Origin of the sequence: Amycolatopsis sp. NBC_00355, assembly GCF_036104975.1 — a bacterium.
In the GTDB taxonomy this organism is placed as follows: domain Bacteria; phylum Actinomycetota; class Actinomycetes; order Mycobacteriales; family Pseudonocardiaceae; genus Amycolatopsis.
In genome coordinates, this window is record NZ_CP107982.1 from 1314837 (window position 1) to 1327573 (window position 12737).

Here is a 12737-nt window from a genome sequence, read left to right on the forward strand (position 1 = left end):
GACGAGTCTGCCGTGGCCCGTCGTGAGTGGTTAGGGCGGTTAGAACCGCCCTGACCACTCACGACAAGCCGCGCCGCCGAAGGTCCGCCGCGTCGAAGCCGAACTCCGCGAGCACCGCGTCCGTGTGCTCGCCCAGCGCCGGGATCGGGTCGAGGCGTGGCGGGCGGCCGGGCACCGTCACCGGCGGCACCGTCAGCCGCAACGGCCCCACCGGTGAGCCGACCTCGGCGAACCGGTCGCGTTCGGTCAGCTGCGGGTGCTCCAGCACCTCCGGCAGCTCACGCCGCCGGGCGTGCGCGATCCGGCCCTCGCTCAGCCGGGCGACCAGCTCCTCACCGGTCAGCGAGGCGAAAACGGCGTTGATTTCCCGCTCCAGCTCGGCCCGGTGGGCGACCCGCGCGCTGCCCGTCGCGTAACGCTCGTCGGACGTCCACTCGGGACGGCCGGCCGCGTGCCGGCAGAACGCGGCCCACTCGCGGTCGTTCTGCACGGCCAGCACCAGCTGGGTGCCGTCGCCGGCGGTGAACGTGCCGTACGGCACGATGGCGGGGTGGCTCGTGCCGGCCCGCGGCGGCGGGGTACCGCCGAAACCCGTGTAGTACAGCGGGAAGCCCATCCACTCGATCAGCGCGTCGAACAGGCTGACCTCCAGCTCGGTGCCCTCGCCGGTGCGTTCCCGGTGGAACAACGCCGAGAGGATGCCGGAGTAGGCGTACATGCCCGCCCCGATGTCGGCCGCCGGGATGCCGCTCTTCGCTGGCTCCTCGGCCGTTCCGGTCACCGACACCAGCCCGGCCTCGGACTGGATCAGCAGGTCGTACGCCTTCGCGTCGCGGTACGGGCCGGTCGAGCCGTAGCCCGAGATCGAGCAGGTGATCAGCCCCGGCCGGGACGCCCGCAGCGCGGCGGCGCGCAGGCCGAGCCGCTCGGCGACGCCGGGGGCGAAGTTCTGCACGAAGACGTCGGCGCCGTCGATCAGCCGGCCCATCACCTCGGGCGCGGCTTCGTGCTTCAGGTCGAGGGTGACGCTCTCCTTCGAGCGGTTCAGCCAGACGAAGTGGCTCGAAAGCCCGCGGACGGTCTCGTCGTAGGCACGCGCGAAGTCGCCGGTGCCCGGCCGTTCGATCTTGAGCACCCGCGCGCCGAGGTCGGCCAGGTGCCGCGTCGCCAGGGGCGCCGCGACCGCTTGTTCGCAGGAGACGACGGTGACGCCGGCGAGCGGGAGGGAAGCCATGGCCGCATCCTGTCATCCCGGCCGGCACCCGGCGGGGTGATCGGATTCCGAGGCCCGGCCAGTAAGGTGTCCGGAGGGTTTCGGCCCTGCTGGGAGACGTCGCGACGGCGGCGTCCCGAGCTCCGGTAGGCGAGCGCAAGGCGGTGCGATCCACCGCCCGGCACCGCCCCGGGACCTCGCATCGCACCTGAGACTGGAGATCCGTGGCCCTACGCAGCGGCCTCCGGGCCTTGCCCGGGACAGAACTGGCCGGCCGGGAGTGGGAGGTCCGGCTGCTCGCCGACCGGGCCCGGGCCGCCGCCGTCGGCGCGGGACAGGCCGTGCTGCTGCGCGGACCCGCCGGGATCGGGAAGACCAAGCTGCTCGCCGCCGCGCTCGACGAGCTCGACGGGATCGCCGCCACCGTGCTCACCGTGGCCTGCCCGGACAGCGGGGTCGCGGCCTACGAAGCCGTCCGCGCGCTGTTCGAGCCGCTGCAGCCGGCCGGCGCCGCCGCGGCCGACCTGCTCACCGGCAGCGCCCGGCTGGCGCTGCCGGCCCTGGTGCCCGCGCTGGGCGAGGGCCAGGGCACCGCCGACACCTACTCCGTGATGCACGGCCTGCACTGGCTCACCGCCGGCCTGGCTGCCCGCGGCCTCGTGGTGCTCGCGCTCGACGACGTCCAGTGGTGCGACGAGACGTCCCTGCGGTGGCTGGGGTTCCTGCTGCGCCGGGCGGAAGACCTGCCGCTGCTGGTGCTGATGACCCAGCGGACGGGGCCGGACGAGCCCGCCCCCGAGGTGCTCGGCGAGATCGGCGCGGCCCTGAGCTGCCTGACGGTCGACCTGGCGCCATTGTCTCCCGACGCCGTCTCCGACGTCCTGGAAGCGGCGTTCGGCGGGCCGCCGGACCCGGTCTTCGCCGCCCGCGTCCTCGACCTGACCGGCGGGAACCCGTTCCTGCTCGACCGGGTCGTCGGCCGGATCCGCGACGAGGGGGCGCCGGGCGCCGAGCACATCGCGCTGCTGGACCGGGTCGGCCGCGAGGTCGTGGCGCGGCCGTTGCTGGACCGGCTGCCCGAAGGCGCGTTCGCCGTGGCGCGCGCGATCGCCGTGCTGAGCGGCGAAGACCTGGAGACGATCGCCGCGCTCGCCGGGACCCAGCCCGGCCCGGCGGGCGGGGCCGTGCGGGCCCTGCGCGCCGGTGAGCTGCTGGTGCCGGACCGGCTGGACTACGCGCACGACCTGATCCGCACCGCCGTGCTGGACTCGGTGCCGCCCGCCGAGCTCGCCCGGCTGCGGGAACGCGCGGCCGTCCTGCTCAACGACCGTGGCCGGCCCGCCGAGGAAGTCGCCGTCCACCTGCTGCTGCTCGACTCGGTGCCGCAGCCGTGGATGGTGAACGTCCTGCGCGACGCGGCCGTCTCGGCCGAGGGACGCGGCGCGCCCGCGGCCGCCGCCCGGTACCTGACCCGCGCCCTGCGGGCCGACGAGGACGACATCGCCGTGCTGGTGCACCTGTCCCGGGTGCAGGGGCAGCTGGACCCGGCGTCGTCGCTGCGGCACCTGGAGCGCGTGCTCGGCCTGGTGACCGACCCGCGCCGCCGGGTGCCGGTCGTCATGCAGTACACGATGATCTCGCTGGCCGCGCAGAACTCCCAGCGGGCCTACGCGCTGGGGGAGGAGGCGCTCGACGCGCTGGTCGCGGTCAGCGGCCCGGATCCCTCGCCCGCCGACCGGGCGCTGCGGATGCTGGCCGAGTCCGCGCTGCTGCTCTCGGGTCTCGACGAGAAGTCCTCCGTGCCGCGGGTGAGCGCGCGGCTGCGCGACGTCACGCCGCCGCCCGGCGACACCGCCGAGGAACGCCAGCTGCTCGGCATGCTCTCGTCACTGGGCACGCTGCAGGGCCGGCCGGCGGCCGAGGTGGCCGACCAGGCGAGCCGGGTCCTGCTGATCGGCGACGTCGCCCCCGGCGGCTGGGCCGTGCTCGGCGCCGTCCTCTCGCTCTACCTCGGCGACCACGGCGAGCCGGCGCTGACCGCGATCAACGAGCTGCTCAACCACGCCCAGAACCGCGGCGAGGCGTGGACCTACGCCCTCGGCGCGAGCACCCGCGCGCTGATGCACGAGTTCACCGGGAACCTCGCGGAAGCGCTGTCGGACGCGCAGTACTCGTTCGACGTCGTCACGCAGGAGCGGTGGGCCCCCGGCGTCACCATGCCGCAGGCGGCGCTCGGCGCGATGCTGGTCCGGCAGGGCGACCCGGTCCGCGCCGAGCAGGTGCTCGACACGGTGACCCGGCCCCGGCTGGCCGAGTTCACCCTGGAGTACCACTGGTTCCTGATGGCCAGGGCCCGGGCGCGGGCCGCGCAGGGTGACGCCGAAGGCGCCCTGGCCGTGCTGCGCACGTGCGGGGACAGCCTGCGCGACAGCGGCATCGGCAACCCCGTGCTGGCGCCGTGGTGGTTCGACACCGCGGAGCTGCTGGCGGGTCTCGGCCGCGCGGCCGAGGGCGTCGACGTCCTCGACGCCGTGGAGCCGGCGATCCGCCGCTGGGGCACCGCGCGGGGATTCGGCATGCTGGAGACCGCCCGCGGTGTCCTGGCCGAGGGCGACGCGGCGATCGACCGGCTGACGGCGGCCGCCGAGGTGCTGGCCGGCTCACCCGCCAAACTGGAGCACGCGAAGGCCGAGTACCTGCTGGGCCGGCGCCTGCTGCGGCGCGGCGACACCGAGGGCGCCCGGGAACGGCTACGGCGGTCGATCGACCTGTCCGTGCTCAGCCGGGACAAGCAGCAGCTCGGGCTGTCGCTGCCGGCCCTGACCGAGGCGGGCGGGCGGATGCGCCGCGGGACCGACTCGCCGGCCGACGCGCTGAGCGGCAGCGAGCGGCGGGTGGCCGAGCGGGCCGCGACCGGCGCGACCAACCGCGAGATCGCCGAGTCGCTGTTCCTCACCCAGCGGACCGTCGAGGTGCACCTGACCAGCGTCTACCGCAAGCTCGGCATCAAGGGCCGGGCGGACCTCGCGGGGGCCCTGCGCACCTGGTGAACGCTCTTCAGGGTCCGGGTGGCGGAGTCCCCGGCCCGGCTCCGTTTGCCACTGCTTACCCGGCGTCACGCATTGCCCGCTTGTGCCACCCGGAATGGTCAAGGGGGACGGAAATTCCCTGGCGGCACCCGCGGGGCCCGCGGATGCCGTAGTGCGGAGCTAGCCTCCCTGGTGGATCCACCGGTCCGAGCGCCCGTCGATGCGCCGAGGGAGGTCGTCCGTGCCGTACCACCGGCCACTGTCCGTGATCAACTCCGGGCACAACCGCCCAGCCGGGCGGTTGATCGGCCGGGCACGCCAGCTCGCGGTGCTCGACGACCTCGTCGACGGCCTGTTCGCCGGGCGCCCCGCCCGCGTGGGCATCTCGGGTGCGGCCGGGACCGGCCGCACGGCGCTGCTGCGCCGGCTGCTCGCCACCGCACGCGACCGCGGCGCCGTCGCCGGCCTGGCCACGTGCTCGCCGGTGGAGGCCGGGATCCCGTTCAGCACGGCGTCGCAGCTGGTCGCCGCCCTGCACCCGCCGGCGCGGTTCGCGGACCTGGCGACCGAGTGCTTCGCCGGCCCCTGCGAGGGCACGGTGCCGCTGCTGTGCGACGTCTTCGCCGAACTGGCCGTCGACGGACCGCTGGTGCTGGCCGTCGACGATCTCCAGTGGGCGGACGCCTGGTCGTTGCAGTGCCTCACGGCGATGGCCGCCCGGCCCGGCCCGATCCTGCTGGTCGCGGCCGCGCACGGGCCGCTGTCGCACTACCTCGGCGACGACGCCGGGCCGGGCACCCGCCACCAGCTGGACCTGCCGCCGTTGACCGAAGCGGACGCCACGGCCCTGCTGCGGGAGACGCCGGGGGAGCCGGGCGGCGCGGCGTTCACCGCGGCCGTGCTGAGCATCGCCGCCGGCCGGCCCGCTGTGCTGCGCGACATCGTGGCGCGCTGGACGTCCGGTGGGCACGGCCCCGAGCCCGAGCAAGTACCCCACCTGGTGCGGATCGGCCGCGCGGTGACGTCGGCGCGCGCGGCCCGTGTCCGGCGCGGCCTGCCGCCGGACGCGCTGGCGCTGCTGCGGGCGATGTCGGTGTCCACCTCGGACGTCGTGCTCGCGGGCCGGCTGGCCGGCCTGCCGGAGTCCGCGGTGACCGGCGCGCTGGAGCCGCTCGTGGCGAGCGGCCTGGTGGCGGCGGGCCGCCCCGCCGAGCCGCACCTCGCGGCGGAGGTGCTGGCGGAGCTGGACGCCGACGCCCGCGGCGACCTGCACCGGCGGGCGGCGGAGCTGGCGCACGGCACCGGCGCCGGGGCGACGGTGGCGGCCGACCTGCTCCGCGCGGCGCCGGCGGTGGGGGAGCCGTGGGCGCGGACGGTCCTGGTGGAGGCGGCGGAGCAGTGGTTCCTCCAAGGCCGCACCTCGGCGTCGGCCGACGCGCTGCGCCGGGCGTTGCTGGAGCCGCTCGAACCGGCGGATCGCGCGGCTTTGCTGCTGCGCCTGGCGTCGATGGAGGTCACGCAGGATCCGGACGCGGCGGACGGCCGGCTGCGCCGCATCCTGGCGGAACCCGAACTGAGCACACTGCCGGCGGCGGTGACCGCGGCGGACCTCCTCCTGGCCCGCGGCGACGTCGAGACGACCCGCCGCGCGGTGTCCGAGCTTCGCGGCCGGGCGGAAGCGCACGCCCGGTCCGGTGAACCGGCCCCGGAATCGTCCACTATGGACACCGAGATCCGCGACCCCGCCCGGCGTGCGGCCGACGACTCGTCCACTGTGGACTCGGACCTGATCGCGCTCGGCCGGCTCGCCGAAGAGGAAGCCGCGGTGGATCCGGAGATGCCCGTCGCGCCGCTGCGGTGGCCCACCCGGCCCGGCGGTCCCGCCGAAGCCGGCGCCGAAGCCTGGCGGCTCGCCACCCGCGGCGAAGACCGCCGCCGCGCGCTCGACCTGGCCGAACAGGCCCTGATCGTGCGCGAGGACGCGCCGCTCATGCCGCGGATCGCCGCCTGCCGGGCGCTGCTGTGCTGCGACGAGCCCGAGTCCGCCGCCGAAGGGCTCACCGCCGTCGCCGCCGCGGCCCGCCGGCGCGACGCCCGGACCGCGGCCGCCCAGGCCCTGCTGTACCGGGCCGTCGTCGACCTGCGGCGGAACCGGCCCGAGGACGCCCTCCACGACCTCACCGCCGCCGGGCGGGAGCTGCCCGTCCGGTCCTGGCACCCCGCGCTCGTCCCGGCCTACCTCGCCGTCGAGATCTCCGCGCACCTCAAGCTGGGCCGGGTGGAGCGCGCCCGGCGGCTCGCCGCCGAACCGCTCCCGCGCGGCGGCGAGCACACCGCGGCCCCGGCGTTCCTCCTCTACGCGCGGGCGGAGCTGGCCCTGGCCGCCGACGAGCCGGAAGCCGCCCTCGCCGCGGCGCGCGAGTGCGGCCGGATCCTGCGGTCCCGGCAGTGGGTCAACCCGATGCTGGCCCCGTGGCGCACCTTCGCCGCCTTCGCGCTACGCACCCTCGGCGACGCCGCGGCCGCGTCGGCCCTGGTGGCCGAGGAACAGGCGCTGGCCGGGCACTGGGGCACCGTCGTGGCCTTCGACTCCCTGCGGGAGCGCGCGGTCGCCGAACTGCGGCGCAGCGTGCCCGCGCAACGGCGGCCCGTCGAGCCGGTGCCCGAGCCCGTGCTGCCGGCCGGACGCCGGTTCGAGCCGCGCCGGCCGGAGGTGCTCTCGCCCGCCGAACAGGACGTCGCCGCGCTCGCCGCGCGCGGGCTGCCGAACCGCGAAATCGCCCGGGAGCTTTCGATCGCGCTGCGCACGGTCGAACTGCGGCTGACGAAGGTGTACCGGAAGCTCGGCCTCAAGGGCCGGTCCGCGCTCACCGAGCGCTGGGCGACCTGGACGCGGGGGGACTGACCGGTGCTGCTGGAACGGGAAGCCCACCTGTCGGTGCTGGACGAGGCGCTGCGGGACGCCGACGCCGGCAGCGGTGGCCTGCTGCTGATCCACGGGGAGGCCGGCGCCGGCGGCTCGGCGCTGTTGCGGCACCTGGCCCACCTCGGCGCGGCCCACGGGGCGCGGATCCTGCGCTCGAGCGGCGCGCAGCTCGAACAGGCCTTCCCGCTCGGCGTCGTCCGGCAGCTCGTGCTGCCGATCTTCGCCGGCCCGGACGATCCGGCGCTGCCACCGGTGGCCCGGCAGGCGCTCGGCCCGCTGACCGACGGCTCGGCCGGCCCGGCGGAACTGGCGACGCTGCTGCACGGGTTGCACGCGCTGCTGGCCCGGCTGAGCCGGACGCGCGGGCTGGTCGTGCTCGTCGACGACCTGCACTGGGTGGACGAGCTTTCCTTGCGTGCCTTGGCTTTCCTGGTCGCCAGGCTGTCCGGCATGCGCGTCCTGATCGGCGCGGTCCTGCGCGACGGTGCGGGCGCGCGCACGGCGCTCGTGCCGGAGATCGAGGCCGCCGCCCGCTACCACGTGCGGGCCGAGCCGCTGTCGGTCGCCGCGACCCGGCGGCTGGTCGCCGCGCGCTTCGACGCCGGCCACGACCCGGAGTTCGCGGCCGCCTGCCACGAGCTCACCGGCGGCCGCCCCAAGGACTTGCGCGCCCTGCTGGACCGGGCGTTCTCCGCGCGCCTGACGGCGAAGGCCGACGACCGCGCGCGGCTGCGGGCCCTCGGCGCGGACCTCCGCCGGGAACGGCTGCGGGTCCTCGTCCGGCGTGATCGGGAAGTCGAGGCCTTCGCCCGGGCCGTGGTCGTACTGGGGCGCCACGCCGAGCCCGCGCTCGTCGCGCGCCTGAGCGGGCTGGCCGACGCCGCCTGCGCCGCGGCCCGCGCCGCCCTGGAGGGCCCCTGGCTCACGGTGGCCGCGGACGGCCGGCTGGTGCCCGAGGCCGCGCTGGTGCGGGTGGTCGAGGAGACCGCGTCGGCCGCCGACACCGCCGCCGCCCACCGCACCGCGGCCGGGCTGCTGACCGCGCAGGGTTACCCCGCGGAGGACGTCGCCGGGCAGCTGCTGCGCGTGGACACCTTGAACGGCGGCCCGGAGATCGAGACGCTGCGGGCGGCCGCCGTCGCCGCGCTGCGCCGGGGGGCCCCGGAACCCGCCGCGCGCTACCTGCGGCGGGCCCTGCTCGAACTGCCGCCGGGCAGCGCCGGCCGCGCGCCGCTGCTGGTCGAGCTCGCCGCCGCCGAACTCGGCCCCGACCCCGCGTCGGCCGTGCGGCACCTGGTCCAGGCCGCGCCGCTGCTGCCGACGATCCGCGACCGGGCCGCGGCGGTCGCCCGGATCCCGTTCACGATCTCCGCGCGCGGCCCCCTGGTGACCGAGCTCGTGCGCGCCGTCGCCGGCTCGCTCGGCCCGGCCGGCGCGCTGACCGGGCACGACCGCGACCTCGCCCTGCGGCTGGAGGCGCGCGACTGGTTCGCGGCGCTGGAAGACCCGGCCCGGCTGGCCGTCGCCCCGGCGCGGCTGCGCGAGCTGACCGACACCCCGTCGGGCCCGGGTGCGGCCGAACGCGAACTACGGGCCGTGCTGCTGCTGGCCGCGACGCTGGCCGGGCGGATCAGCGCCGACGAAGCCGCGCACCGAGCGGGCTGCCTCCTGGACCACGAGCCCGCGCGGTCCATCCGCGCCGGGGCGGCGTTGCGGATCGTCCCGATGGTGCTGGTCGCGGCGGGGCACGTGGACGCGGTGACGCCGTGGCTGTCGGCCACGGGCGCGTCGGGCACCGTGGCGACCCGTTCCCTCCTGGACGTCCACCGCGCGCTGGCGCTGCTCTCCCGTGGCCGGGCCGCGGCGGCGCAGGAACCGGCCGGCCGCGCGTTCCGGCTCGCCGAGCCCGCCGGATACGACGTGCTCGCGCTACCGGCCACGACGCTCGGCCTGGTCGCGTCCGCGACCGGTGACCGGGCCCTGGCGCGCACGGTGCTCGACGGTCTCCCGGTCGACGACAGCCTCGCGGTCCTCGCCGCGCAGCGGAGCCTGCGCGGGATGCTGGCCGCCGCCGGAGACCCCGGCGCGGCGCTGGCGCAGTTCCTCGACTGCGGGCGCCGGCTCGACCGGGCCGGCTGGCGCAACCCGGCGATGTACCCGTGGCGCGCCTCGGCGGCGCTGCTGGCCCACCGGCTCGGCCGCGCCGACGAAGCCGGCCGGCTGGCCGAAGAGCACCACCGCCGCTGCGTCGCGTGGGGCGCGCCCGCGACCGTGGGTGGTGCCCTGCGGGTCCTCGCCGCGCTGGACGGCGGCCGCGACGGCATCCGGCTGCTGGAGGAGGCGGTCGAGCTGCTCGGCCGCTCGCCGGACGACCTCGAGGAGGCCAAGGCCCGCGCCGACCTGGCCGAGCGCCTCCGGCCCACGGAACCCGAAGCGGCGCAACGGTTGCTGGTCCGCGCCCAGTCGCTGGCGGAGAGCTGCGGCATGGGCCGGCTGTTGACCCACGAGAACGGCCCGGTGACCCACACCGAGCCGGCCCGCGCGACCGCCGAGCTGACCCGCGGCGAGGCGACGGTGGCGGAGCTGGCCGTGCGCGGCCGGACGAACTCCGAGATCGCCGAGCAGCTGAGCATCAGCCGCCGGGCGGTGGAGAAGCACCTGACGAGCTCGTACCGCAAGCTCAAGATCGACGGCCGCCCGGACCTGGCCGGCGCCCTGGGCGGCCGCACCGCGGGGGAGTGACACCGCTCCGGCCACCGGCGCCCGGCCGGCCGCCGGGGAGCTGGACCGGGTGCGCGGACAGTGGCGCGGGCTCTCCCCGGTCGCAGCTGCCCGGCCGGTGCCTCCCCGCCCGACTCCCCGCCGTCGCGAGCACCGGCGGCGGATCCGGTCGTAGAGCCGGTCGCGCCGCCCGCCGCCAGTTCGGCGTGGCGGTACCCGGGCGAGTTGACCACGTCGGATTCCAGGCAGCCGCGCCGGCCTGATCGAGGACATGGACCGGGCTGGGAAGGCCGGGACCGGTTCGCCGTGTCCGGTCTCGACCGCGCCTTCCGCCGCGCGATCGTCAACGCGGCGGGGAACACGGTGCCGACGGAGTCGTACGACACACTCCGCTCGCGCCGGCAGCGTGTCGCGGTGCGTGCCCTGCACGCCCGGCCCGAGCGGCTGCCGGTGCTCGGCGCCGAGCACCGTGCCCTGGTCGCCGTGATCGACCGCCACGACACCGAGGTGGCGCTGGGCGTCCTCGACCAGCACCTGCGCCCGGTGTCCGAAGTGGTCTCGACCGCGGTTGATCCCACATGCGGCGTACCGGCCCCGGCGAATGATAGGAATGGCCGGTGACCGAACCTGACCTGACCGAACCGAACCTGATCGAAGCCGCCGCGGCCGAAGCCGTCACGCTGACCAGCGAGCTCCTCCGCATCGACACCACCAACACCGGCGACCCCGACACGCTGGTCGGCGAGCGGGTGGCGGCCGAGTACGTCGCGGAGAAGCTGACCGACGCCGGCTACGAGATCACCTACGTCGAGTCGGGGGGCAAGAACCGGCACAACGTGATCGTGCGGCTCGAAGGCGCCGACCGGTCGCGGGGCGGGCTGCTGATCCACGGCCACCTCGACGTCGTGCCGGCCGACCCGTCCGAGTGGTCGGTCCACCCGTTCTCCGGTGCGGTCCAGGACGACTACGTCTGGGGCCGCGGCGCGGTCGACATGAAGGACATGTGCGGGATGGCGCTCGCGCTGGCCCGGCACTACAAGATGAACAACATCGTCCCGCCGCGCGACCTGGTCTTCGCCTTCCTCGCCGACGAGGAGGCGGGCGGCAAGTACGGCGCGCAGTGGCTGGTGGAGAACCGGCCGGAGCTGTTCGAGGGCGTCACCGAGGCGATCAGCGAGGTCGGCGGCTTCTCGATCACGTTGAAGGACGACGTCCGGGCGTACCTGATCGAGACGGCGGAGAAGGGCATCCGCTGGATGAAGCTGCGCGTGCGCGGCACCGCCGGGCACGGCTCGATGATCCACCGCGACAACGCCGTGACGAAGCTGGCCGAAGCCGTCGCGAAGCTCGGCAACCACCGCTTCCCGCTGGTGCTCACCGATTCGGTGAAGGAGTTCCTCGCCGGCGTCACCGAGATCACCGGCTGGGACTTCCCGGAGGACGACATCGAGGGCTCGGTCGCCAAGCTGGGCAACATCTCCCGGATGATCGGCGCGACCCTGCGCGACACCGCGAACCCGACGATGCTGACCGCCGGCTACAAGTCGAACGTCATCCCGTCGGTCGCCGAGGCGTCGGTGGACTGCCGGATCCTGCCCGGCCGGCTGGAGGCGTTCGACCGGGAGCTCGACGAGATGCTCGGCCCGGACATCGAGAAGGAGTGGATGGAGCTCCCGCCGGTCGAGACGACCTTCGACGGCGCGCTCGTGGACGCGATGACCGCCGCCGTGCTGGCCGAGGACCCGGGCGCGAAGACGTTGCCGTACATGCTTTCCGGCGGCACCGACGCGAAGTCCTTTCAGGACCTCGGCATCCGCAACTTCGGCTTCGCGCCGCTCAAGCTGCCCGCGGACCTCGACTTCTCGGCGCTGTTCCACGGCGTCGACGAGCGCGTCCCGGTCGAGGCGCTCAAGTTCGGCACCCGCGTGCTGGACCGGTTCCTGCGCACGTCCTGATGACGCGGTTCGCGCTCGCCGACGGCACGTCCCTGCAGATCGTCCGCAGGGGCGACCCGGCCGCGCCGGTCACGGTGGTGTTCGTCCACGGCTACGCGCTCGACCAGCGCAGCTGGAGCCGGATCGCGCCGCTCGTGCCGGACGCGGCCGAGGGCCCGGTGGCCGTGCTGACCTACGACCAGCGCGGCCACGGCGGCTCGGGGCGGGCGCGACGCCGGACGGCGACGATGTCCCAGCTCGGCGACGACCTCGCCGAGCTGCTGGAGCGCGAAGTCCCGGCCGGGCGGGTGGTTCTGGTCGGGCACGACATGGGCGGCCTGGCGATCATGTCGCTGTCCCAGCGGCACCCGGCGCTGTTCCGCGCCCGGGTGTCCGGGCTGGCGCTGCTCGCGACGTCGTCGGGCAAGCTGGCGACGGAGGTCTCGGCGACCTGGCCGAACGCGCTGGGCAAGCTGGCGCGCGACCTCGAAGCGGTGCTCGGCTCGAAGCTGTTCGGGGTGGTGCACGAGCACACGAGCCGGGCGGTGAGCGCGGGGCTGCGGTGGTGGCTCTTCGGCGACGATCCCGAGCCGGACCTGGTCGAGCTGACCGTGCAGATGATCCGCGGCAACTGGCCGCACACCGTCTCGCTCTTCCGCCCGGCGCTGGACGCCTACGCCCGCGACGCGGCGTTGGCGCAGGTCAGCGGCGTGCCGGTGACGGCGATCGTGGGGGAGCGGGACCGCATCGTCCGGGCCGGCGACGTCGAGCAGTGGGTGGGTGGCCTGGACGAGGGGACGGCCGTGGTGCTGCCCGGCGTCGGGCACGTCGTGCCGTTGGAGGCCGCGCCGCAGGTGCTGCCCCGGGTGGTCGCCTTGGTGAACGCGAGCTACCGACAAGACCAGGATTCTTGA

Annotated in this window: 7 protein-coding genes; 6 read left to right on the top strand and 1 reads right to left on the bottom strand. The window is 75.8% G+C overall.

The genetic code is table 11. The features are described 5' to 3' along the window. Positions 1 to 58: 58 nt before the first annotated feature. The gene (locus OHS18_RS05100; RefSeq protein WP_328616122.1) at positions 59 to 1234 is read right to left on the bottom strand and encodes a CaiB/BaiF CoA transferase family protein; all 1176 of its coding nucleotides are present in this window, start codon (positions 1232 to 1234) and stop codon (positions 59 to 61) included. 203 nt (positions 1235 to 1437) lie between these two features. On the opposite strand from OHS18_RS05100, the gene OHS18_RS05105 reads away from it, so the two are divergent. The 6 genes from OHS18_RS05105 to OHS18_RS05130 all read left to right on the top strand — a co-directional run bounded on the left by OHS18_RS05105 (position 1438) and on the right by OHS18_RS05130 (position 12737). Then, positions 1438 to 4263: an AAA family ATPase gene (locus OHS18_RS05105; RefSeq protein WP_328616123.1), complete on the top strand. Its 2826-nt coding sequence runs from the start codon at positions 1438 to 1440 to the stop codon at positions 4261 to 4263. Positions 4264 to 4483: 220 nt separating this feature from the next. Continuing rightward, positions 4484 to 7147 (top strand): AAA family ATPase, encoded by a 2664-nt coding sequence (locus tag OHS18_RS05110; RefSeq protein ID WP_328616124.1) that lies wholly within the window; start codon positions 4484 to 4486, stop codon positions 7145 to 7147. Between the two features lie 3 nt (positions 7148 to 7150). Then, positions 7151 to 9910 carry an AAA family ATPase gene (locus tag OHS18_RS05115; protein ID WP_328616125.1) on the top strand — a complete coding sequence of 920 codons (2760 nt, stop codon included), beginning with the start codon at positions 7151 to 7153 and terminating at the stop codon, positions 9908 to 9910. Positions 9911 to 10195: 285 nt separating this feature from the next. Then, positions 10196 to 10510 (top strand): FCD domain-containing protein, encoded by a 315-nt coding sequence (locus OHS18_RS05120; RefSeq protein WP_328616126.1) that lies wholly within the window; start codon positions 10196 to 10198, stop codon positions 10508 to 10510. Between the two features lie 11 nt (positions 10511 to 10521). Next, positions 10522 to 11844, top strand: coding sequence for a M20/M25/M40 family metallo-hydrolase (locus OHS18_RS05125; RefSeq protein ID WP_328618729.1), 1323 nt, complete (start codon positions 10522 to 10524; stop codon positions 11842 to 11844). Beyond that, positions 11844 to 12737 carry an alpha/beta fold hydrolase gene (locus OHS18_RS05130; protein ID WP_328616127.1) on the top strand — a complete coding sequence of 298 codons (894 nt, stop codon included), beginning with the start codon at positions 11844 to 11846 and terminating at the stop codon, positions 12735 to 12737. Before OHS18_RS05125 ends, OHS18_RS05130 begins: the two co-directional genes overlap by 1 nt.